Origin of the sequence: Bacteroides cellulosilyticus DSM 14838, from assembly GCF_000158035.1 — a bacterium.
GTDB classification, from domain to species: Bacteria; Bacteroidota; Bacteroidia; order Bacteroidales; family Bacteroidaceae; genus Bacteroides; species Bacteroides cellulosilyticus.
The window spans coordinates 765,851-790,799 of the sequence record NZ_EQ973492.1 but is presented as its reverse complement, the minus strand read 5'-3'; the positions used below and the strand labels follow the sequence as shown (position 1 = coordinate 790,799).

The window sequence follows — 24,949 nt, the reverse complement described above, 5'->3', positions numbered from 1 at the left end:
ATGTGCAGTGAAAGCTTAATTCAAGTAAGCTGAAAGTTCTGCAGCAGAGATGTTTTTGGCTATAATTACACCATTATCATCCAGTAAATAGTTAGTAAATCCCCGGCCTAAACGGTACTTTTTAAAGATGCCGGACGACTCGCCTTTAGTTTCCACGAAACAGGTGGGCGTAACTATTTGGTCCTTACGAATGGTTTCCTCGAAGATAGATTGATATTCATCAAATGATACGGAAACCATTTCCACATTATTGTTTGGAGAAGTTGAGTGAAGCGCATTGCTCAAACTTGCGTTTTGCATCCGGGATTGCGCATCATAACTTGCCCAGAAACTGAGTAACACATATTTTCCCTTCATCTTGGAGAGATTTTGAATAGTTTGTTGCTCAGTCGACATAGTTTTGATTTTAAAATCAGGGGCTATGTCACCCACATTTAAACCTCCGGTAGGTTTGTCTTTTTCTACGAAAGAAGTCAAGGAACTAATTAGTAATACAACAAAAATCCATTTTACATGCTTCATGTAAGGCGGTTTTGGTTAATACTGGTTGATTTATAGATGTTTGTCAGACGGTAAAAACAACGTCTTAGCTAACAAATATACAATCAACGTTTACTAAGATTATAGAACCACTCGTTCTAAATCGGCGACAAAGGTATAACTTTATTATTGAAAATCAAGTAAACGGTTGACTTTTTCATGTTATATAACATGTTTTGCATCTCTGGATACCTCTCTGCACAGTATTGATCCGGTGATTTTCGAATATATATTATGTGTTTTTATCATTTGTATCAAGTATGTCCTCAAGAGAAATAGGAAACATTTCATGGATATTACTGTTAAATACATATTTCTATGTTAATTGGTGTATATAGCAGGAATTTTATCTACTTTTGCACCGTGTTACTCATTAATTTAGATAAACAATTTTATATGCAACCGTTGAGCACAGAACTTATTCTTATTCGCGTTACGGGCGAAGATCGTCCGGGATTAACTGCATCCGTTACAGAAATTTTAGCTAAATACGACGCTACTATTCTTGACATTGGTCAGGCGGACATTCATAATACACTGTCATTGGGTATCTTATGCAAGACAGAGGAACAACATTCAGGATTCATTATGAAAGAGTTGCTTTTCAAGGCATCTTCTTTGGGAGTGACGATTCGCTTCTATCCTATTTCGGTGAAAGAATATGAAGATTGGGTTAACATGCAGGGAAAAAATCGCTATATCCTTACTTTACTGGGACGTAAGTTGTCTGCCCGCCAGATCTCCGCAGTCACCCGCATTCTTGCCGAACAGGGGATGAATATTGATGCTATCAAGCGCCTGACGGGACGTATCCCATTGGATGAATGTGATTTACGTACTCGTGCGTGTATCGAATTCTCCGTCCGTGGAACTCCGAAGGATCGCATTGCCATGCAAGAGCAACTGATGAAGCTGGCGAGCGAACTTGAAATGGACTTCTCTTTTCAACTCGATAATATGTATCGTCGTATGCGCCGTCTGATATGTTTCGATATGGACTCCACACTGATTGAGACGGAAGTGATTGACGAATTGGCCATACGTGCCGGTGTAGGAGATGAAGTAAAAGCCATCACCGAACGGGCCATGCGTGGGGAAATAGATTTTACCGAAAGCTTCCGCGAACGCGTAGCCTTACTGAAAGGGTTGGATGAATCTGTAATGCAGGATATAGCGGAACACCTGCCTATAACAGAAGGAGTAGACCGATTGATGTATGTGTTGAAAAAGTACGGCTATAAGATTGCCATTCTTTCCGGTGGTTTCACCTATTTCGGACAATACTTGCAACAAAAATATGGTATTGACTACGTATATGCCAATGAACTGGAAATTGTGGATGGTAAGTTGACTGGACGTTATTTGGGAGATGTTGTAGACGGTAAGCGGAAAGCTGAACTGTTGCGTCTGATTGCGCAGGTGGAAAAAGTGGATATTGCTCAAACTATTGCCGTGGGTGATGGAGCCAATGATCTTCCGATGCTGGGTGTTGCCGGTTTGGGTATCGCTTTTCATGCTAAACCCAAAGTGGTTGCCAATGCCAAACAGTCCATCAATACAATCGGGCTCGATGGAGTGCTCTATTTCTTAGGCTTCAAGGACTCATATATCGATTTGCCGAAATGAGCTGAACTATTCCGCAAATATATTTGTTTCATATAATGACATCTATATTTGCGGAACCTCTTAAATATTAATACTATGAAGAGAATACGGAACCTTTTCTATCTCTCTTTGTTTTTGACTGTCCCTGGCCTTCAAGCCGTTGCACAAGAAAAACTTCACGTTAGCCTCCCTGACTCTATAACGACTGTTGGATATGCCACAGGCCTTCGCAAGAACCTTTCAGGACTTGTAGAAAGAATTACCGAAAACCAGATGAATAAAGACCAGATAACCAATCCACTGGATGCCATCCGCGGACGGGTACCGGGTTTGACTATTCTGAAAGGTTCCAACGGACCTGCAGCATTGGATGCTGTCCGCTTGCGTGGTACCACTTCATTGACTACTGGCAATGATCCGTTGATTATTGTAGACGGTGTTTTTGGTGATTTGAGTATGCTTATGTCTATCTATCCGGCGGATATTGAAAGTTTTGTTATCTTGAAAGATGCTTCGGAAACAGCGCAATATGGTTCGCGCGGAGCATCGGGTGTTATTGAAATTACCACTAAAAAAGGTGTTAGTGGGCGTACAAGTGTGAACTATAATGGTAGCTTCGGTATTGCTTCAAGCTATAAAACGGTAAGAATGCTCAATGGAGATGAATTCCGGGCAGTAGCTAAAGAACGTGGCGTTTCTATTCTTGATTTGGGAAACAATACCGATTTCCAGAAGGAAATAGAACAGACAGGGCTGCAACATAATCATCACATTGCCTTCTCCGGTGGAACAAACACCTCCAACTATCGTGTTTCACTTGCTTTGATGAATCGTGAAGGAGTAATTGTCAATGAAAAGTTGCAGAACTTCACATCGAATATGAATATGACGCAGTACGTATTCGATAATTTTCTGAAATGTGATCTCGGAATGTTTGGTTCTATACAGAAAGAGCGTAACTTGGTAAATTTACATAAAGTGTTTTATTCGGCTGCTGCATTTAATCCCACTTTCCCTAATCATAAGAATCCGGAAACCGGAAGTTGGGATGGAAGTGTTCTTGCCAGCCAGTTGTCTCATCCGCTGGCATGGATGGATGTGAATGATAAAGACGCTACTTCGCACATTAGTACGCATGCACGGTTGACATTTAATTTGTCTGAAGCATGGAAACTGGCACTGTTTGGTTCCTACACCTATAATGTGATTGAAAATTCACAGTATCTGCCGGTTGCGGTCTGGGCGCAAGGGCAGGCATACAAAGGAACTAAGAAAATGGAATCGTTATTGGGGAACCTGATGTTGTCTTATAAGAAAGAATGGCGGAAGCATTTCTTTGATGTTTTGGGGCTGGCGGAAGTGCAAAAAGACCAATATTCGGGATTCTATACCACAGTTACTAATTTCAGTATTGATGGTCTGGGCTATAACAATCTTCAGGGAGGTGCTCTCCGTCCGTGGGAAGGAACTAATTCTTATTATGAAGATCCTCGTCTGGCCTCCTTCATGGGACGTGTGAACTATACATACGATGATCGTTATATACTGACAGTGAATGCCCGTGGAGATGCCTCTTCCAAGTTTGGCAGTAATCATAAATGGGGTTTCTTTCCGGCTGTATCTGTTGCATGGGTAGTCGGCAAGGAAAAGTTTATGGAGAAACTGCCTTTCATTGACAATCTGAAAGTCCGCGCAGGCTATGGTTTGGCAGGTAACCAAAATGGAATTGATTCGTACACCTCGCTGAATCTGATACGCCCGAACGGAGTTGCTCCGGTAGGTTCATCACCTGTGGTCACAATGGACCAATTGAAGAATATGAATCCGGACTTAAAATGGGAAGTGAAACAGACCTTCAATGCCGGTATAGAAATGGCTTTGCTGGGTAACCGGTTGTTACTGACCGCCAATTATTATAATTCCAAGACGAAAGATATGCTCTATCTCTATAATGTAAGTGTACCGCCTTTCACTTACAACACTTTGCTGGCAAACATTGGTTCCATGCGTAATTATGGAACAGAGCTATCCATTGGCATAACTCCATTGAAAACCAAAGATATGGAACTGAATATCAATGCTAACCTGACTTTTCAACAAAACAAATTACTTTCCCTCGACGGCAACTATCAGGGTGAACATATTTCAGCAACAGAATACAAGAGTCTTGCCGGATTGGATGGTGCCGGATTTCATGGCGGATATAATCATATCGTTTACCAGATTGTAGGTCAACCGCTGGGGGTATTTTACCTCCCCCATTGCACAGGATTAGTATCCGATGGTAACGGAGGCTATACTTATCAGATTGCTGATTTGAATGGTGGTGGTGTTAGTCTGGAAGATGGTGAAGACCGGTACATAGCAGGTCAGGCAGTTCCAAAAACAATTCTTGGCTCTAATATCAGTTTTCGTTATAAAGATTTTGATGTATCGTTACAGATAAACGGTGCATTCGGACATAAAGTCTATAATGGTACTTCGCTTACTTATATGAATATGAATAGTTTTCCCGACTATAACGTTATGAAGAAAGCGCCTACACGGAATATAAAGGATCAGACAGCTACAGATTATTGGTTGGAAGATGGTGATTATGTGAACTTCGACTATATCACAGTGGGCTGGAATGTTCCATTGAAAAATACCCGTTACCTGCAATCACTTCGCCTGTCACTGACGGTCAACAATCTGGCTACTATTTCCGGTTATTCCGGATTGACACCCATGATAAACAGTTCATCGGTGAATTCTACTTTAGGTATAGATGATAAACGCAATTATCCTTTATACCGCACATATACCATCGGATTAAGTGTAAACTTCTAAACCTTAAAGACATGAAAAGATATTCCATAATTCGTTCGTTTTGTGTTTTGGTCACCCTCAGTTGGTGCATGATCTCATGTGATGGTTTTCTAAAAGAAAGTCCCCGCGATGCATTACCCGAAGAAGAAGGCTATCGTAACATTACTGAACTTTATCTGAATGCGGTTGCTTCTCTCTATAACTACATTGGAGGAAATTCTGACAGTCAAGGATTGCAGGGAACGGGACGCGGCATATATGATCTGAATACTTTTACAACCGATGAAGCCATTATGCCTACTCGTGGTGGTGACTGGTACGACGGTGGTTTCTGGCAAGGACTATTTTTGCACAAATGGGGAATAAATAATGATGCGATACAAGCCACCTGGGAATATCTCTATAAAGTAGTTATGCTCAGTAATAAGTCTTTGGAACAAATTGAAAGCTATGCACTTACACATGCAGATGCAGAACTTCCAGCCTATCGTGCCGAAGTACGTGCCTTACGTGCAATGTACTATTATTATCTGACGGACCTGTTCGGTAGTATTCCGTTGGTTCTATCTTCCAAGGTTGCCTCAAAAGATATTGTACTGAGTGAACGTGAGAATATCTTTAATTTCATATTCAAGGAACTACAAGAGACAGCCCCACTCCTGCCCGCTCAGTTCAGTAACCGTTCTGGTAATTACTATGGCCGCTTGACACGTCCCGTAGCCTACTTCCTGCTTGCAAAACTGGCACTGAATGCAGAAATTTATATGGATAATAACTGGGTGGATGATACCCATCCGAATGGGAAAACAATCTTCTTTGATGTGGATGGCAATACATTCAATGCCTGGCAGACCGTAGAATTCTATTGTGACCAAATTACAGCTTTAGGTTATCGTCTTGAATCAGATTATGCTGCCAATTTTGCCGTATATAATGAAGGCTCTGTTGAAAACATCTTCACTATTCCGATGAATAAGACGCTATATACCAATCAGATGCAATATCTTTTCCGTTCGCGTCATTATAATCATGCCAAAGCGTTAGGTTTGTCTGGTGAGAATGGATCAAGTGCCACTATCGAAGCCTTACAGACTTTTGGATACGAGACAAACGAACAGGATCCGCGTTTTGATTATTGCTATTATGCAGGTACTGTTTATGATTTGAAAGGTAATGTCGTGAAATTGGATGATGGAACAGCTTTAGTTTACGAACCGTGGAAGGTTAAACTGGATCTGTCTGATGAACCTTATGAAAAGACTGCCGGTGCCCGTATGAAAAAATATGAGATAGATGACAAAGCCATGAAAGATGGAAAATTGATGGAGAATGATATTGTTCTGTTTCGTTACGCTGATGTATTGCTTATGAAGAGTGAAGCCAAAGTCCGTGACGGACGCAATGGAGATGAAGAACTGAATCAGGTGCGTACCCGTGTAGGAGCACCGGAACGTACTGCTACTTTGGACAATCTTCTGGCTGAGCGCCAATTAGAATTGGCCTGGGAAGGTTGGCGGCGTCAGGACTTAATTCGTTTTGGACAGTTTACCCGTTCTTACAACAGTCGTCCGCAACTTCCCAACGAAGAAAGTGGGTATACTATTGTCTTCCCCATTCCCGAGAAAATCAGACAAATGAATCCGGAATGGGAACAGCATCCGGGGTATTAAAGGAATGGATTGCAAAGTAGCTTCATTCTTTTGTGATAATCACTTTATTTCCTATCTTTGCGACTAAATAAAAAGAAACATGAAGTTTTCCGAACTACAACTGAATGATCAGGTGCTTGATGCACTGGAAGCCATGCGCTTCGATGAGTGCACACCTATACAAGAGAAATCCATTCCCGTTATACTTGAAGGCAGAGATTTAATAGCCGTGGCACAGACCGGAACCGGTAAGACGGCTGCCTATCTGTTGCCTGTACTGAATAAACTTTCCGAAGGTGGACATCCTGAAGATGCTATAAACTGTATTGTTATGTCTCCCACACGAGAATTGGCGCAACAAATAGATCAGCAGATGGAAGGTTTTTCCTACTTCATGCCTGTCAGCAGTGTGGCAGTTTATGGTGGTAACGATGGGATACTCTTTGAACAGCAAAAGAAGGGGCTAATGTTGGGAGCCGATGTTGTTATAGCTACTCCGGGACGTTTGATAGCTCATCTGAGTTTGGGATATGTAGATCTCTCCCGTGTTTCCTATTTCATTCTTGACGAAGCCGACCGCATGCTCGATATGGGTTTCTTCGATGACATCATGCAGATTGTGAAGTATTTGCCTAAAGAACGGCAAACCATTATGTTCTCTGCTACCATGCCTGCAAAAATACAACAACTTGCCAACACCATTCTCAATAATCCCGCTGAAGTCAAACTTGCCGTTTCACGCCCTGCTGATAAAATTGTGCAAGCCGCCTATGTTTGCTATGAAAATCAGAAGTTGGGTATAATTCGCAGTCTCTTTGCTGAACAAACACCGGAGCGTGTCATTATCTTCGCATCATCCAAGTTGAAAGTAAAGGAAGTGACAAAGGCCTTGAAAATGATGAAGCTGAATGTAGGCGAAATGCACTCTGACCTGGAACAGGCACAGCGTGAAGAAGTGATGCATGAGTTTAAGGCAGGTCGTATAAACATTCTGGTTGCCACTGACATCGTGGCTCGTGGTATTGACATTGATGATATTCGTCTTGTGATTAACTATGATGTTCCGCATGACAGTGAAGACTATGTTCATCGTATTGGTCGTACGGCGCGTGCTAATAACGATGGTGTTGCTCTAACCTTTGTAAATGAAAAGGAACAAAGTAACTTCAAGCAAATTGAGAATTTCCTGGAAAGAGATATTTATAAAATACCTGTACCTGAAGAATTAGGTGAGTCACCCGAATACAAGCCACGTAGTTATGACGGAAGGGGCAAACGTAACTTCCGTGCTAAAGGACGAAATACCAATAAAGGTAGTGGAAATGCTCCGAAGAAAGGAGATGCTTCAAAAGGAAGAGGTAATGCTCCGAGAAAAAGTGCTAATCCTTCAGGAAAAAGCAACAAATAAGAGAAGGATTTCTTTAATAGATATTGTTTGATGGTGGAGTTTTACTCCACCATTTTTATATGTAATTGCTTATCAGTACCGATAGTCAGGCTTACGAGATGATAAACGGAACTTTCCGGAATACGGAGCATGGCTTCATAATGATAGCCTTTTCCATCCACATTTATAAAATTCATGTCGGAAAGAATGGTCTGATTTAACACTTCCTCCGGAAAAATAGTTGCGAAAACTTTTTTAGTAATATCCTTGCCATACAGTAATTTCTTGCCTTCATATACACAGATATGTATCACGTTGTCATAGTATACATTGTCCACACCTATACCTTCATCAGAATATACTGTTTTTATTACTTTCATCTTAGAAGGGTTGATATAGACATAGCCCCGATAACGCGTTCCTTTATACATAACCACACTATCTTTTTTGATTACTTCTGAAGTGCTGGGGATAACTTCCACTTCCTGAGTGGAGAATGCCAGAGTGTCTTCCGGATTATCGGACTTATATAGCTTTACGATATCATCAGATAGAGAATGAAAACAAAAGCTATATTCCGTTTGACGGTCTATTTTATAAGCTGTAAGGGTATTTCCGCGTAAATAAATCGTATCACGAAGTACCTTGAAGTAAACAGGTGCATTTTGTGGGTCAGCATAATAGATCGTATCACCGCTAATACGCATTAACGGCATATCCGTCTCATCGTCCAGCCAGACACCTTGCAGCAATTCTTTAGCGGTTAAGTCTTCCCTGTCGGAATTTTCCCCATTTTTAGTACTGCTACAGGATGATACAAGCACAACAACGAGCACCATAGAAATAGTACCCCACTTTATCATAACTCTCTCTGTTTTATATTTTTAATGTCCGATGCAATGATAGGTAAATCCTTGCTCTTCCATTTCTTTCTTGTCATAGATATTACGCCCGTCCAACACCACAGGTTTCTCCATGGTTTTCTTGATAACTGCCCAGGATGGTAAACGGAATTCTTTCCATTCGGTAACCAGCATTAAAGCATCAGCATCAAGTACAGCATCATACATATCTTTGGCATAATAAATGCTCTCACCTATCCGACGGCGACATTCGTCCATTGCAGCGGAGTCGTAAGCCCGCACTTTGCATCCGGCTTTCAGCAGTTTGTCTATTAACACCAATGAAGGGGCTTCGCGCATATCATCCGTCTCCGGTTTGAAAGCCAGTCCCCATAAGGCAATTGTCTTACCTTTCAGTTCGTTGTTGAAGTGCTTGCAAAGTTTGTCGAAAAGAATGCTTTTCTGTAGTTCATTGACTTCTTCTACAGCATGGAGCACACGCATCTGATAGCCATTTTGTTCAGCGGTTTTGATGAGTGCTTTTACATCTTTTGGAAAGCACGAACCACCATAACCAATACCCGGATAAAGGAACTTACGTCCGATTCGGGTATCCGAACCGATGCCACTACGTACCATATTGACATCTGCCCCTACCAGTTCGCAAAGATTAGCGATATCATTCATAAAACTAATACGGGTAGCCAGCATTGAGTTAGCCGCATACTTCGTCATTTCAGCAGACGGGATATCCATAAATATTACACGGAAATTGTTCAGCAAGAATGGTTTATAAAGCTTACTCATCAATTTCTTTGCACGTTCGGACTCCACTCCCACTACTACACGGTCCGGGCTCATAAAATCATTGATAGCATTTCCTTCTTTCAGGAATTCGGGATTAGAGGCTACATCAAATTGAATACTAACACCCCGTTTATCCAGTTCTTCCTGGATAGCGGCACGTACTTTCTTTGCAGTACCTACAGGAACCGTACTCTTTGTGACTACCAATATGTACTTCTGCATGTTTCTACCAATGGTACGGGCAACTTCGAGCACATAACTGAGATCAGCACTTCCATCTTCGTCAGGAGGCGTACCAACGGCACTGAAAACAACGTCTACTTCATTCAGGCAGCTCTCCAATGAAGTTGTGAAATGTAGGCGACCGGCTTTTACATTTCGGTTCACCATTTCTTCCAGACCACTTTCATAGATAGGAATAACACCTTTCTTGAGCGCTTCAATTTTTTCACTGTTCGTGTCTACGCAAATGACGCTGACACCGATTTCTGCAAAACAGGTTCCGGTCACTAAACCGACATATCCTGTACCGACGATGGCTATCTTCATACTCTTTATTCAAAATATGTCGCATCCCGGAAGGATGGAGCTGTTTTATCTTTAGGAGATAATAAAAGTTGTTCTTCTGCTATAGGCCATTCAATTCCTATGGTTTCATCATTGAAACGAATGGATGCTTCTGCTTGTGGAACATAAGCATTATCTACTTTATAAATAAAGATAGCTTCCTCACTCAGAACAAGGAAACCATGTGCGAATCCACGGGGAATGAAAAATTGCCGTTGATTTTCCTCACTCAGTTCTGCAGAGACATATTTACCGAAAGTTGGTGATGATTGGCGCAAATCCACTGCCACATCCAGTACTTTTCCTTTTATAACACGTACCAGTTTGGACTGACAATATTCTCCTTTCTGATAATGTAATCCACGTAATACACCGAAGGAAGACTTCGACTCATTGTCCTGAATAAAGTGCACATCACCGATATGCATTTTGAATTCCTCTTCTTTAAAGGCTTCCATAAAATAGCCACGCTCGTCACGAAGAACTTTCGGTTCGATCAGCCATACACCATCAATTTCCGTTTGTATGTAATTCATCTTTTTCAGAATGTTTTTTGTACTTTCAACTGGCAACCTAAATTGTCACCATATATCTCTCCTATATCGAAAGCAATGGATGCATTGAACCGCCATCCTTTCCATTTATGGGGAGTATAGAAAACTGATGCAAAAGTAGAAAAATTTTCTAATATATTAGGTATAGGTTTGAAAGGAGTTCCCCAAGTTTTATTATATGATAGTTTTGCGAGGTATGTCCATTCATTGCTGATGTCTCCACTCCAACCTAAATGCAAGGCTCGGATACGGTTGTATTTGAAACTCATGTCACCGTCTTTGTTATAAATGGGAGAAGCTATCAATGGGTTAGCCATAGTCATCCCCCAGTGTACCCAGCCGGGATACCACTCGTTGTTATAATAATCGTCGGCACCTCCCGTTTTCTCTACTACGGTGAAATCCACTCCATGCATTGGACCGCTCTGGTTAGTAGTCTGATAGTATTCCAGTACAAAACCGTTGATGACCTGTTTATGGTTAGATTTGTATTCAATCCCCCATAAACCATCAAATCCGTTGAGTTTTCCCATTCCACTGAAATCATCGTAATAATTCTCCAGATAAGCACTGATGGAAAAATCTTCATGACGATAAGTCATCCGTATATGTTCGCTACCCATAAAATTACCTTGATAGGCAATTTGTTCTCCTTCAGGACTACTGTCATCTCCACGACTGGGAATAAATACCTTGAAATAATCTTTCCAACTATTTCCTAAATCTCCTGCATCCATTCCGGCGCTTTTATATCCACCAAACTGTACATCCAAGCTCATACCCAGGTCTAGTTGCCACTTACCCTGTGGAACTCCAATGCGTAGGAATCCGCTTTTATGGTGATATTTGATGCTTTTAGTATACCAATAATCCTCTCCTACCTGCTTTCTCTGATATTTATTATCAGTAAACCATCCGTACGACATTTCTGCTTTTAAAGCGAGGCGTGGTAATACTTGCACATATTCAGGAAGTCCTATCCATACTTGTGGAATAGGTCTTGCATTACCCGACCAGGTTAGTCCGCCACTACTTAATTGCTGATTTAATAAAGGTGAGTCAATCTCTTTACTACCAATGAGTATCCCCAACCATTTATATCGTATGTCAGCATAAGCCTGTTGCAATATAAAAGTGGATGTAAAACCGGATGCAACCGCCATATCCAGTCCTCCTTCCAACCTCCACTGGCGGATTGTATCTGTATAAAAAGCTCCACCTCTTAAATAAGTATTATTGTCAATAGAGGATAATCCATGTTGATTGCTGACCTGCCACAAAGGAGTGTTGTCACCGGTATGGACAGATGCTCCATATTCAACGAAAGATGAAATGTTCTGATGCTTCAGTCCGCTTTGCGCTGTTATTACTGACGAAGCAGAAAAACAAAACAGGATTGTAAGTATGTGACAGGTTATACGCATGAGCTTATCGGAATATAATTTTTATTGTGTTGAACATGATTTTCAGGTCTAATGAGAACGACCAATGTTCGATATACCATATATCATATTCTACTCTTTTTTTCATTTTATCCAACTTCTCCGTTTCACCGCGCAGGTTGTGTATCTGGGCCCATCCCGTGATACCCGGCTTCACAATAAGTCTTTTATTGTATTCAGGAATGATATCACAATATTGCTCAGTATGTATCAGCATATGAGGACGTGGACCCACTACGGACATGTCTCCTTTAAGCACATTCCAGAATTGTGGTAACTCATCAAGACTGGTGACACGCAGGAAATGTCCTAATGGAGTAATACGTGGATCCTCATTGTAGGCTTGTTGCGTATCGGCTTCAACATTGGGCAGCATGGAGCGAAACTTATAACATGTAAATACCTTCCCATATAAGCCGTTGCGCTTTTGAGTAAATATAATCTTACCCGGCATCTTTATTTTGATGCAACACCCAATGATGATATATGCCACTGGATATATCGTAGTCAAGACTATCAATGATAACACTATGTCAAGTGTTCGTTTGAGTATACGGTTACTTTTCCGTTTCAACGGAAAAGTATATATTGAAGATTGTATATTCATTCTTAAAATACAGAATTCTTAAAATATATAACGATCATCTATCGATTATATTGTTTTGCTAATAAGGATTTATATACTGTAACTGTTGCTTCTTGTATCTTATTCCAATTGTAACTCTCAATAGGATACGAATGTATATACTGTGGTTCACTTATCTTTCTTTTAATTTTTTCAGCTAATTCCGCTACATTTCCTTTCTCAAAGTAATAATTTTCATTTAATGGTATAATTTGAGTTGCAGAAATTCTACTCAGAAGAATATCGCATCCTGTTTGCATTGCTTCAAGCATGGCCAATGGAAAACCTTCATTATATGATGAAAGGATAAATAGTCTTGTGTGACTATATAGTTCTTGTAAGTACTTTTTGTTCAAACTCCCAGTAAATATTATTTCTCTATTTTTACTCTTAGTTTGTAACATATGAAAGTAGTTCGTTTCACTTTCTACTCCCCCTACTATCACTAACTGAAAACCACTCTTTTCAATGCCTGATAATAAGAAAGCATCAATTAATGTTTCCAATCCTTTTTCTGGTGTAATTCGCCCTACATTAAGAATATATTTTTCAGGTTTTATGCCTAATTGAGTAAGACATTGTATGTTGTCTACTCGTGCAAAGCCTGATACACCATTTGGAATATAGATACATTTCGTTTGTCGTTTTTCCTTTTGTTTTTTCAGCTGGAAGTGATTAACGAAAATTATTTTGTTAGCAAAAGACAAAGCTGCTATTTCTGATAATTTTAAAAATTGTTTAGATAGCCATCCCCATTTCTCATGTTCATAGTTAGCACTATGATAGGTTAAGATAACCTTTAAACCAAATAACCGAAGTAACGGAATGAAATATCCCGGACCTATATTATGGATATGTACTATGTCTGGACGCCTTATTAGACATATAATACTACATAAAAAGGAATGTACTAATGCTTCCACACCTTTTATCTTTGTAGAGGGTAAGTCTATAAAAGTAACGTGAGAGTATGTTGAATTTTGAGTCACATATGGTTTTCTTCTAAATACAGTTACTTGAATGTCTTTAGAAAGATTAGTGTACAATTGTTCACAATGTTTTTCTACTCCTCCTTGTATTCCTGGAAAACCGCGTGTACCAAAAACATATATTTTCATTTGAAATGATTGCTTTTAATAAATTATTAAAGATCTAGTAGTCACAATTAAACAACTTTCTTAAGAAGAAATTCCTTGAACTATTCCTAACCATTTTTGATAATACTGTTCTGCAGAGAAATAGTTATGTGCAACTGTAGATAACTCTTTTCTTTCTATTTCTGAATTCAATGTGAACATTTTTGCAATGGAAGATTCTAAGTCATTATTATCATTAAATAGGATATTACAAATATTTGTTTTTAATAATTCAGGAATTCCTCCGATATTTCTACCAAGAACAGGGGTTCCACAGCATAATGATTCAATAACTCCAAGAGGATTATTTTCATAACAAATGGAAGGGATGATAGAAAACTGAACTTTTTTCAATAAGATAACTATCTCTTTAGCACTTATATGCCCTAGGAATATGATGTTATCAGAAGCATACTTCTTTTTGAAAACGTTCTCTAATGGCCCCCTTCCTGCAATATATAGCTTGTAAGGTAATTGAACAGCAACTTTCAATAAATCCTCTACACCCTTTTCAACCGAAAGACGTCCTATATATGCATAAGCCATTTCTTTTTCCACTGTTGATATTTTTGATATAAACTCTGACTTCTCGTCACTAATGAAGTTACTAATTGTGTGAAGCTTATTTTCCGGATACCCTCCTTGTATCATCTTTTGCATCATAAAATTACTGGGACAAATAAAAGCATCTGTCCATAGAGATAATTTCTTTTTACTCCAATATATGGCTTCCCCCCATGCAAGAGTGCTGGCGGTAAGACTATTTTTCATACATTTACGAGATATAACTTTAAATTTATTGACGAAGCATACTTCGCAGGGCCTTCCTTTATACAAACAAGCATATGAGGGACATACCAATTTGTAGTCATGGATGGTCCAAATAACTTTTATTTCTCTTGCGTGTGCAAGTTTAGCAACTATAGGTGAAAGATAAGAATGTATATTATTTAAGTGAACAATATCCGGCTGAAAATCATCTAATATTTTCTCGTAATTTCGTTTTATTCCAGTTCCGAAGATACGTAAAGCTGCATTGATTTTTCCACTGATTGATGGCTGAAAGAAAGATACCTCTTTCGCGAAATATTTATCCTCATTTACATGGATATTCTGCGGATGATGCATTGAAAAGAAACAGACTTCATGTCCTTGCTTTTGCAGCATTTCTCCCAAATTCATGGCATAAACTTCCGCTCCTCCGCGTGCATATAAGAATTTACTGACTATAAGTATCTTTAATCTTTTCATTGTATAAATTGATATATTGTTGGGCTATCAGCTTGGAATCAAAATTAACTGTTACAAATGTCTGTGCTTTATCAGAAAGTTGCAGAGCTTCTTCATAATGTTTAATTATATAACGTAACATCCGACAGAGATCATCCACATCGTTGTGCCTAAAATAATAACCTTGTTTACCTTTGTCTATTATTTCTAAAGGAGCGGGCAGGTCAGATACAAGTACAGGGACTCCCGCAGCCATACCTTCAGCAATAGTAAGTCCAAATCCTTCGCTTATTGATGGTTGAACCAATAAGTGATAATCACATAAATGATGATATATCCATTCTATATCACAATTACCTAGAAAGTTTACCTGTTTCTCCAGTTTGAGCTGTCGGGTTACTTCTTTCAGATAGTTATAAGAACTGCCATCTCCAATAAAATCTATACTAATATGGGAAGAAGATAATCTATGTAAGGCTTTTAATATTAAATGTTGTCCTTTAATACCATGTTCCAATCTGCCTACTTGCACAATGCGAAAATTTTGTTCAGCATTGGGGATATTCTTCTTTGTTCGCTGGATTGCAGAAGTTGAAATTCCATTGTATATTACTTCCGGTCTACAAAGTCCTCGATTTTCAGTATTATCGGCCACAGCTTTGGAAATTGCCACTGTCTGATTATAAAGCTTGTACCCTTTTAATGGCAAATCCATTGCATGAATAGTCAATATCGTATGGTAAAAAGAGCGAATGGGTATATAAAGGATAGCATCCGAATCATGGATATGAAGTATATCCGGATGGAACTTAAAGACATATCTGTTCAATTGAAATACGTCTAGAATATTACGACTTGCTTTTTTACGATTGATACGGAACACTTGTATTCTACTATCTAATTCGTTCAATAACTTTTGAGAATATAGATTATTGATAATGCATAATCCTACTTGATTACTTTGCACTTGATAATTAGCGAGAGTAATCACCATGCGTTCAGCACCGCCTACATTTAATGAGTATATCAGATGTAAGATTCTCATTTCTTAAACATATATTTTATATGAGAATGAATAATAATAAACATACGCATCAAATATCCCAGCTTTAATATTCTGAAAACCTGTAATAACTGGTTCTTTGGTATTAACTCGTCATCTCTATAATCATTGACAGCTATTGCCAGAAAACGATATTTCCTGATGCGTTCATGTATTTGCGCTAATGCTCCGGCAGCTACATAATCATCATAAAAATCATATATAATGTTTTGCAATGCTATGTATTCCAAACGTATAGCGCGTGAATTGTTTAACCTATACTGTAAAGATACAGAATCTTGTCTGTTCAGTTCCGTATAGACTATAATTTGGTTAGTGAATAACTGCTCTTTTGAATAGCGGTACAGTTTTAGAAAATTAGTTTCTTCATAAATTCGTAATTCTTCATTAAAAGGGAATTTTTGCAACATACCACGATTCATAACATGTACAAAATCACCACCAACCTTGCCTCTTAACCAGTCAAAATAGGTTAGTACAGTTTGTTTTTGCTCTAATAGGTGATAGGTCTCATAAAAAGGCATACGTCCATTTGTTGCAAACAAATAATGAAGATAAGAGGGAGATTCTTTTATAGTTGTTCGGATAAAAGCAATCGCATTTTCAGCAAGATAGTCATCGCTATCCACAAAAAGGATGTAGTCTCCGGTGCATTTTTGTATGGCGGCATTTCGTGCTGCTCCTACTCCGGCATTACATTCGTATGTTAATAAATGAATATGCGGATACTTATCGGCAAACTGTCGTACTATAGACAATGTAGCATCGGTGGAACCATCGTTCACAATCCAGTGTTCTACTCCTTCAGCCTGAATTGCTACACTCTCTATACATCTACTAATGCAGTCTTCCCTGTTATATACCGGTGTAATAATACTAATTTTCATATTTGCATTTTATTTTTCTCAGTAGCAGGAGAGTACATCCCAACAGCATTACTGATTTAACAACTTCCATTGAAACATCTGCCACAGCATAACCATTCACACCTTTTTGCTCAATTAACCAATAGTACAAAACGCACGTAATTATGTTGCAGGGGATCATCAGGAATGTATATGTTTTTATTTTACGCATAACGAATAACATGCGTGTTGATACAGCAGTGATAATAGAAAATGGGATACTGATAATAAGTATGCCCAGTACTTCAATAAATACTTCAATATTTTCAGGTGTCATGGCTCCATTGCCAAAGCATATTTCTACAATAGGTCTGCGAAGAATAAAAAAGAAAATAGCGCCAATCAAACTTAAAAGTATTGACTTCCCTCCGATTTCCATATAAGTACGCTTCATTTCCCGTCCGAGATGTTTGGAATACAACTCACTCAGTTTTATTTGTAAAACAGCAAAAAGCTGAACTAACAAAATCATTGGTGCTTGTAATAGTTTGTTGGCATAAGTTATCACTGTAATAGTTCCCGGATAGAACATGGAAAGGAGGTACATCGGAAACATAGTCGTGAATGCCATTGTAGAATCATTTACAAGCTTGACACATATATCACTGAAACTATCTTTCAGATGTGTAAATGAAAAGCATGAATAACTCCATGATAGATTGCGTTTTATAAAAATGATCAGCCATAAAAAGTTTATTATAGTTGCAATACCAAAACCGACCGCCAATGAAAAAACGCCGAGTGAAGCATGAAATAAAACTATGAAAAGAATAATGAATATGTTATTGATTACAGTAATGATTTGTGGAAAAATAAAATACTTATAAGATGCCAAAACTTCTACATATACAACATTGATTATATAAGGTATGGAGGCAGGTAGTAAAATATATAATAACGGTAAATGTATATCAATATCCTGTGCCGAAAAATTGGAAAGCAATAACAGGCATTCTTTTCCATTTATCAGTATAATGCCTATAATGATAATTGCTATCGAGAGAATGGTATATAAAAAAGCATTCAAATATGCGTTTTCAGTATGAAATGAGTCTTGATTCCTTAATAACATGGAGCGGGGAATCAGTATGGAAGAAGTGATGCTTTGAAGAATTTCACAAGCAGCTATCATGCCTCCGAACATATAAAAATAAATATCCGTCCCCGTCCCGGCTCCCAGATAATAAGCGATCAGGAAGTTCTGGAAAAAAGCGATGAATTTTACTACAACGCTTAATCCCGCAGAATATATAGCTCCACTTTTATATGACTCTATCTTGGCTTTCATATAGAAACTGACGACTTAACATTCCAGATTTCTTTATTCGCAAGTAAAACACATCCCAAAGCCAGTCCTAATAATAAAAGTCCATGTGGAATATTCAGACCGGCGAATCCTCCGACACCAAAAATAGAGATGCAAACAAGAGTTACAAGATACAAATTGCTATACTTATATTTTCGAAGGAAAAAGTAAATGGCAATATAGAATAAATGTTGCACACAAAAACCAATGAGTCCTGTATCAAGTATAGTCTGGACTTGTGTAACCTCTACTAAAGAGGCTACCTCTTCGGCTGCCGATTGATCAGAGTAATATTCATTATGGATGATGTAATCATCATTGGTTGTTAACTCGTTATGGAGAAACCCAAACCCAAGCATGAGCTTTTGTGTAGAAGTGAGCAATTCTATTTTAGGAATGATCTGTGCACCTCTGTCAGAACCGAATTCAGCCAGATTGTCCATGTCACTCATAGCATCTTCTACAGAACGATAAGATGCAAAGGAGGTAAACTGACCTACCAGATGTTGAACACGCAATGCTCCATTCATTTGTCCGTCTAATACATATCCGGCGGCCAACATCACAGATCCGATTACCAAATATATGATTTTCTTCTTCCATGTACCATAAAAGCAGAAGATGGTAATCAAGACTCCTCCTATGACACTGAATGTTTTCGTACAAATTAATCCCAGTGCTATGATCAATATATATTTTAAGGGAGTTTTATAGAGATAAAGCATAGGAAATAAAAGTAGTGCCACAAAATACATTCCCGGAGGATATATTCTGAGAAATTCACCAAACAGATTCATCTCTAAAGTCGTATAGGTCAGATCTCCCCATGTTGTACGCGGTACTAGGATATTACTACTGAATACTAAAGAATCCAGAATGTAGAAGCTACTGATAATTAGCACATAAATGAACAGCTTTTTGAAGAACTTATCGATTTCGAAATCATGATTTCTGAAAACCAACAAAGGAAAGAGAAAATAAAGAATATGCATATATAATCTTAGCCTTCTTATTTGTACAATCAAGGTTTCGTCACTCAGCATTGCAACAAAAATCAAGAACAATATATATGCTGAAATCAATATCAGCAGTTTACTGATGTTTTTCTTCTTCCAATAAATAAAGAATCCGGCTATATATACGATGAATAGCAAATCGTGCATCTTAATGGGAAAAGTCACATTCTCATCATAGAAACCAAATACTCCAAATAAGATCGTACTTTGTAACAGGAAATCATACTTGTTTACTATCAGTGAGAGATACAGGACGATGAAGACTAATATATATGCAAAAGGAAACTCCAGACCTAACAAGGACATGGATAATAAGAAAGAGATCGGAAGAACAAAATCCTCCGGACATAATCCTAACTGTTCTTTTTGCAACATTTCCAAGCTCTTCTAATATCTAACTTTGATGTAACAACCTGCTCCTATAATTGCAATACTCATAGCAAAAGCCAACAGTCTCATGGGGCGTGGGCTGACAGGCGTCTGTAAAGTATAGGCTTTATCTACAATTTCAGCTTTAGGAGTAGTTACAGCCATAGACAATGCATTTTCTTCTTTTTTCTGCAACAGGAATACAAATAATTCCTGCTTGATCATCTGTTGGCGCTTGATATCAATAAACTCCCTTTCTTGTGTAGGCATGCCTTTTATACGAGCCATGAAATAATCTCCTTGTTCTTGCAAGTTTTCCTTAGCATGGCTGAAACCGGACTTCAAACTCCGGATAGTTGCCAACATATTGTCATGCATTGCATCTATCTGTTCATTCATGATATCGAGGGTTGGAGTATTTCCCTGGGTTGTTTTTAATAATCTTAAACGTTCCAATAGCGCTTCGTTGTATTTTTGAAGTCCCTCTAAAACGGTACGGTCATTCAGTCCGATATTTAAAGGAACCAGTGAGAAACGGTTTTCTGGTTTCAGCAAAAATTCCTCCACTAACTCAATAACGGTATATTGAGTTTCTGCTTCAATCAACCGTTCTTTGAAATTAGTACTTTTATCTAGTATAATTTTAGCTTCCGCCTCAATGTCAGTCAGAGAATTTTCTTTCTTATAGCTTTCTATTTGTTTTTCTATTTCTACCAGTTCTTTTGATATAAGATTAATACGCTCATCCAGAAAGAGTACCATATTGCCTGCCAGAGCATTTCGGCGTTCTTTGCTGGAGGTATTATAAGAAGCAATCAATTCGTTCAGGACATCTTTTCCTTTCTTGATGTTTTTTTCTTTAAGTTGCATATTGATGATGTTGGCCTTTTTAGTCGCAAAATCTACCTCTACTTCTTTTTGTAGCATTTCGGTGGCATAATCATATCCGGAAAAACTGACTTTTACATTGATTTCTTTGTTAGGGTTATAGAACTGGGTTGTCTCTATCTTAAAATCTCCATAAGAAGTTTGCATAATGAAAGGTAACGAAAAAGTCTCCTCATGTAAGGTTTTAAATCCCTTGGACATTTTTACTTTTACATTTTTTCCTGAACTTTTGATTTTGAATTTTAAAGTCGCAGTGAGGGTGTCCGCAATATCATTTATAGGAGTAATAACCACAGGACTGTTCTTATAATAAGATATTGGAAATATCCATTCACCGGAACTATACTTTTCATTCAGATTTAAACTCTTAACTACACGGCGAAACATAGAGAAGGAACGAATCAGTTCTATTTCATTATGTATGCTGGAATTTCCTCCGAAAACGTCGGTTAAAGAAAATCCTTTCATCATCGACTGCATCTGATTCATTGGGCTACTTTCTTTTTCTTCCACAAGGATGTTTGCTGTTACCAAATAAACAGGTTTAGTTATATATATATACAATATAGCAATGCTGATACATACGATGAGACTGACTAGGAATATTTTCCATCTTCTCAAATAGAATACTAAAATTTCTTTTAGTTTCCCGATATCATTCAATTGGTTTTGTTGAGACATAACAGTGATTTTATTTTACCAATAATGCGATTCCTAATGATGCTAAGACAGAAATGGCGCTGATTATAGTAGAAGCTAATGATATATTGAATTGTTGGTTTTGGCTATATTTGGCATTACCTTTTCGGGCCTTGTTAGGTTCTACATAAAGCACATCGTTTTGTTGTAAATAGTAATAAGGTGAATTCAGAGATTTTATAGAAGTGAGGTCAAAACGATGATATTCCTTTTTACCTCCGTTATCACGTATAAGTAATACATTTTTACGATTACCATAAATGGTTAGATCTCCTGCCATACCAATAGCATCAAGAATAGATAGACGTTCATTGGGGACACTGACCGTACCAGGTTTAGTTACTTCGCCCAGAACCGAAACTTTAAAATTGCGTATTTGAACTGTTACAATCGGATCTTTTACATAAGTAGCCAGTTTATCAGTCATCAGATCCGTCAACTCACTACGAGTCATTCCTGCTACAGAGATTTTGCCAAGCACAGGGAAGTCAATTTTACCATGAGAATCTACCAAGTATGTATGTAGTACAGGTGTCATGGTTACATTGGTCTCACCGGGTGTCATATAGCTGGACAAAGGCATATTGAATACAGCCACAGCATTAGGATCCACTCCTGATATAGTAATAGACAATTCGTCATCAGGCACTATTTTAGGGGCATAATTAATGCTATCTCCGGAATATGCAGCCAAATTATCTAGATCTTGGAAATATGCAATTGAGTCGTTCGTTGTTTTGCACGACACTAATATTAGAAGTGAAAGGGCAGGTATCAGCGTTTTAATCTTCATCGTATACTTTAATATTTTTATAGTTTGATTGGTTGCAAAAATAACTCTCTTATGCCAATAAACGTTAGTTTTTCCGGTTTATTGTTGAATTGTCTATTATTTATGCATCAGCATTTAAGAAAAATCGTAGTAAAATAGGCAGAATTCTTAGTAGATTTGTACTATTTGATATTCAGGATTTTATAAACAGTATTTTTCAAACCTGCAAGAAGATACGAAACAAATATATTCCATATCCACTTTTTAAAAGAAGAGGTATAACATCTATAGACTTTTGCTTTTTGTAAAGTACCGCTCATGACTGTTTATAAATTGTTGAAAAGAAAAATGCCCTGAAACTGGCTTATATCCGAGATTTGCGTTACTTTTGCAGCATGATTGAATTGGCACAACATATAGAAGCTTTGTTATTGGAAAATGACTGCGTCATTGTTCCGGGTTTGGGAGGATTTGTTGCTCATTACGCTTCGGCTACAAGAGTGAAAGAAGAAAATATTTTCCTGCCCCCTACCCGTATTATCGGCTTTAATCCGCAATTGAAGATGAATGACGGTTTGCTGGTACAGTCTTATATGTCTGTGTATGGAACCAATTTCTCTGATGCTACCAAGATGGTAGAACGTAAAGTGGACGAATTAATAGCCACGTTGCACGAAGACGGTAAGGTTGATTTGCCGAATGTTGGCGAAGTACGTTACACTATTCATAACACCTTCGACTTCGCACCTTATGATAATAAGATCACAACTCCTTATTTATATGGGCTGGATGCATTTGAGATGCAGGAATTGTCTGCTTTGGAAAAACCGTCGACCGAGAACGTTGCCGCTTATTCAGTGCCTGCCGCTATCAAAAAGGAGAAACGTACTTTCTCCATCAAGTTTAACCGTGCATATCTGACTGATGCTGCCGCAGTGGTAGCTGCAATTGTGCTTTCTTTCTTCTTTTCTACTCCGATAGAGAATACGGAAGTGGTGGAAGAAAATTATGCAAAGCTATTACCGGATGAGCTGTTTGAGAAAATAGAAAAGCAATCTTTGGCTATTACACCGATTATTGTAAAGCAGAATACCCCCACCCGCAAATCAGCTAACAAGCAAAAAGGGACACAAAAGAAAGTGGTAGCCCCTGTTGCGGTTAGAGAAGTCAAAGTTGGTAAAACACCGGCTGTATCTACAGAAGCTCAAGCTAAGACTGAGACTTCTAAAGCAGTTGTAACTTCTGAGACTCCTAAACAAAATGTGCAACCTGTTGCTGCTAAACAGTCCGTTGCCACTCCTAAAAGACCCTATCATATTATTATTGCTAGCGTGGGCACAGAACAAGATGCAGAAGCAATGGCAGCCCAGCTGGTTGCAAAAGGCTTCTCCACTGCGAAAGCGATTGTTGGAGACGGCAAAATGCGTGTCAGCATTGAATCTTGCGGAACAGAAGTGGAAGCTTATCAGGCTTTGGCAAGAATTCGCCAAAATGAGATGTACAAAAATGCTTGGGTGCTGAAGAAGTGATAATTCTTAATTTTTTAATCTTATGAAGCGTATCCGTTGTCCTAAATGTGAGAATTATTCTTTTGTTCGATGAAAACAAAATACAGCGAAGGTCAGTCATTGGTCTTCGTTTGTGAGCATTGTGGCAAGCAGTTTAGTATTCGCCTGGGAAAGACAAAGATGCGTGCTCCGCAAAAGGAAGAACGCCCTGATGAAGAAGAATTTAAAGATGCTTTTGGCAGTATTACGGTGATTGAGAATGTGTTTGGCTTCAAACAAGTGCTTCCTTTGCAGGAAGGTGACAATGTAATTGGCCGTCGCTGTGTGGGAACCAATATCAATACTCCTATTGAAACGTCGGACATGAGTATGGATCGCCGTCACTGCATTATTAATGTGAAGCGAAATAAACAAGGCAAACTTGTTTATACTCTGCAAGATGCCCCCAGTCTGACCGGAACTTTTCTGAATAATGAAATACTGGGAGATAAAGACCGTATCCGTATTGAGGACGGGGCTATCGTTACTATCGGGGCCACAACATTCATATTACGGGGAGCAGAATAAAAAGAAAATTCCCATAACACTATTTTCTAAAAGGAACCTACATCATACACCGAAACGATTAAGTCGTTAATTTACAAGTTGATATATGATGTAGGAAAGTATGTAGGAAGGTGTAGGAAGCCTGCCTTCCTACACCACAATTTTACTGAAATCACAACTTTATCACTTCGTATATCATCCCTTTCTTAGTTCGTTTGGACTGAATCTGGTTTCTTTTCAAAATACGTCCAAATGTAGTTATACTGCTTTGAGACAGATTAATAGCCTTGTTCTTCTCTTGTAGATATTCAATAATCTGCATGGCGGACAATTGTTCTCCCGTCTCTCCTTCTTCCGGTGAACGAAAATGACAATGGAAAAGTTGCTCCAGCGGACTGATTTGTTCGAATTCCCGGTTAGATTCCTTCAGAATTGCTTCGTCTGTGTCATCAAACCAGTAACGTTCTCCTTTCGTGATAGCCTCCATTGCTTGTGCATACAGTTGATGGTAGTTGATGGTAACGTTTGTATTGATGGGTGCCGTTACCTCGATACAGATAAAACGGCGGCTACCACTCGGATCGGTCAGCAAATCTTTTTGGTTACTGGTACCTATGAATGAAGCATAACGTCGCATCTCCTGAATACTACTGCCATAAGGTTTGCGCAGATTGGCTACAGGCTT

20 protein-coding genes and 1 pseudogene are annotated in these 24,949 nt (G+C 38.6%); 6 read left to right on the top strand and 15 right to left on the bottom strand.

Features of this window, described 5'->3' with window-relative positions:
• Positions 1 to 15 precede the first annotated feature (15 nt).
• On the bottom strand, positions 16 to 522 hold the full coding sequence (locus BACCELL_RS21380) for a redoxin domain-containing protein (protein WP_007214162.1): 507 nt from the start codon (positions 520 to 522) through the stop codon (positions 16 to 18).
• 414 nt (positions 523 to 936) lie between these two features.
• Between BACCELL_RS21380 and serB the strand changes: the two genes are divergently transcribed.
• The 4 genes from serB (at position 937) to BACCELL_RS21360 (ending at position 8,010) form a co-directional block, all read left to right on the top strand.
• The gene (gene serB / locus BACCELL_RS21375) at positions 937 to 2,166 is read left to right on the top strand and encodes a phosphoserine phosphatase SerB (protein WP_029328676.1); all 1,230 of its coding nucleotides are present in this window, start codon (positions 937 to 939) and stop codon (positions 2,164 to 2,166) included.
• A 75-nt stretch (positions 2,167 to 2,241) separates the two neighbouring features.
• A complete protein-coding gene (locus BACCELL_RS21370) occupies positions 2,242 to 4,974 on the top strand; it encodes a SusC/RagA family TonB-linked outer membrane protein (protein ID WP_007214160.1) in 2,733 nt (910 codons plus the stop codon).
• A gap of 11 nt (positions 4,975 to 4,985) precedes the next feature.
• Positions 4,986 to 6,623, top strand: coding sequence for a RagB/SusD family nutrient uptake outer membrane protein (locus tag BACCELL_RS21365; protein ID WP_044154176.1), 1,638 nt, complete (start codon positions 4,986 to 4,988; stop codon positions 6,621 to 6,623).
• 79 nt (positions 6,624 to 6,702) lie between these two features.
• Positions 6,703 to 8,010 (top strand): DEAD/DEAH box helicase, encoded by a 1,308-nt coding sequence (locus BACCELL_RS21360; protein WP_007214158.1) that lies wholly within the window; start codon positions 6,703 to 6,705, stop codon positions 8,008 to 8,010.
• 41 nt (positions 8,011 to 8,051) lie between these two features.
• On the opposite strand, the gene BACCELL_RS21355 is transcribed toward BACCELL_RS21360, so the two are convergent.
• The 13 genes from BACCELL_RS21355 to BACCELL_RS21295 are packed head-to-tail and all read right to left on the bottom strand — an operon-like array spanning position 8,052 to position 22,231.
• Positions 8,052 to 8,852, bottom strand: coding sequence for a DUF4738 domain-containing protein (locus BACCELL_RS21355; protein ID WP_007214157.1), 801 nt, complete (start codon positions 8,850 to 8,852; stop codon positions 8,052 to 8,054).
• A 21-nt stretch (positions 8,853 to 8,873) separates the two neighbouring features.
• The gene (locus tag BACCELL_RS21350; RefSeq protein WP_007214156.1) at positions 8,874 to 10,187 is read right to left on the bottom strand and encodes a UDP-glucose dehydrogenase family protein; all 1,314 of its coding nucleotides are present in this window, start codon (positions 10,185 to 10,187) and stop codon (positions 8,874 to 8,876) included.
• A 5-nt stretch (positions 10,188 to 10,192) separates the two neighbouring features.
• Complete coding sequence (rfbC, locus tag BACCELL_RS21345; protein ID WP_007214155.1) at positions 10,193 to 10,741, bottom strand: dTDP-4-dehydrorhamnose 3,5-epimerase; 549 nt, start codon at positions 10,739 to 10,741, stop codon at positions 10,193 to 10,195.
• Between the two features lie 5 nt (positions 10,742 to 10,746).
• On the bottom strand, positions 10,747 to 12,183 hold the full coding sequence (locus BACCELL_RS21340) for a capsule assembly Wzi family protein (protein WP_007214154.1): 1,437 nt from the start codon (positions 12,181 to 12,183) through the stop codon (positions 10,747 to 10,749).
• Between the two features lie 4 nt (positions 12,184 to 12,187).
• Positions 12,188 to 12,808 carry a sugar transferase gene (locus tag BACCELL_RS21335; RefSeq protein ID WP_007214153.1) on the bottom strand — a complete coding sequence of 207 codons (621 nt, stop codon included), beginning with the start codon at positions 12,806 to 12,808 and terminating at the stop codon, positions 12,188 to 12,190.
• A gap of 38 nt (positions 12,809 to 12,846) precedes the next feature.
• Positions 12,847 to 13,944, bottom strand: coding sequence for a glycosyltransferase family 4 protein (locus BACCELL_RS21330; protein ID WP_007214152.1), 1,098 nt, complete (start codon positions 13,942 to 13,944; stop codon positions 12,847 to 12,849).
• 60 nt (positions 13,945 to 14,004) lie between these two features.
• Entirely contained in the window at positions 14,005 to 15,213 is a 1,209-nt protein-coding gene (locus BACCELL_RS21325) for a glycosyltransferase (RefSeq protein ID WP_007214151.1), read from the bottom strand.
• Positions 15,182 to 16,237: a glycosyltransferase family 4 protein gene (locus BACCELL_RS21320; RefSeq protein WP_007214150.1), complete on the bottom strand. Its 1,056-nt coding sequence runs from the start codon at positions 16,235 to 16,237 to the stop codon at positions 15,182 to 15,184. The genes BACCELL_RS21325 and BACCELL_RS21320 overlap by 32 nt, the downstream gene beginning before the upstream one ends.
• Positions 16,234 to 17,142: a glycosyltransferase family 2 protein gene (locus BACCELL_RS21315; protein ID WP_007214149.1), complete on the bottom strand. Its 909-nt coding sequence runs from the start codon at positions 17,140 to 17,142 to the stop codon at positions 16,234 to 16,236. Before BACCELL_RS21315 ends, BACCELL_RS21320 begins: the two co-directional genes overlap by 4 nt.
• Positions 17,132 to 18,448, bottom strand: coding sequence for a lipid II flippase MurJ (locus BACCELL_RS21310; RefSeq protein ID WP_007214148.1), 1,317 nt, complete (start codon positions 18,446 to 18,448; stop codon positions 17,132 to 17,134). The genes BACCELL_RS21315 and BACCELL_RS21310 overlap by 11 nt, the downstream gene beginning before the upstream one ends.
• On the bottom strand, positions 18,445 to 19,857 hold the full coding sequence (locus BACCELL_RS21305) for a hypothetical protein (RefSeq protein WP_007214147.1): 1,413 nt from the start codon (positions 19,855 to 19,857) through the stop codon (positions 18,445 to 18,447). The genes BACCELL_RS21310 and BACCELL_RS21305 overlap by 4 nt, the downstream gene beginning before the upstream one ends.
• A gap of 12 nt (positions 19,858 to 19,869) precedes the next feature.
• Positions 19,870 to 21,420, bottom strand: a complete 1,551-nt coding sequence (locus tag BACCELL_RS21300; RefSeq protein WP_007214146.1) for a GumC family protein — start codon at positions 21,418 to 21,420, stop codon at positions 19,870 to 19,872.
• A 10-nt stretch (positions 21,421 to 21,430) separates the two neighbouring features.
• Positions 21,431 to 22,231, bottom strand: coding sequence for a polysaccharide biosynthesis/export family protein (locus tag BACCELL_RS21295; protein ID WP_007214145.1), 801 nt, complete (start codon positions 22,229 to 22,231; stop codon positions 21,431 to 21,433).
• 374 nt (positions 22,232 to 22,605) lie between these two features.
• Between BACCELL_RS21295 and BACCELL_RS21290 the strand changes: the two genes are divergently transcribed.
• A complete protein-coding gene (locus tag BACCELL_RS21290) occupies positions 22,606 to 23,739 on the top strand; it encodes an HU domain-containing protein (protein ID WP_007214143.1) in 1,134 nt (377 codons plus the stop codon).
• Positions 23,740 to 23,761: 22 nt separating this feature from the next.
• Positions 23,762 to 24,285: pseudogene (locus BACCELL_RS21285) on the top strand (FHA domain-containing protein).
• 151 nt (positions 24,286 to 24,436) lie between these two features.
• Here the strand turns inward: BACCELL_RS21285 and BACCELL_RS21280 are convergent.
• Positions 24,437 to 24,949 (bottom strand): DUF3874 domain-containing protein (locus BACCELL_RS21280; protein ID WP_007214141.1); only part of this gene is annotated, 513 nt, incomplete at its 5' end.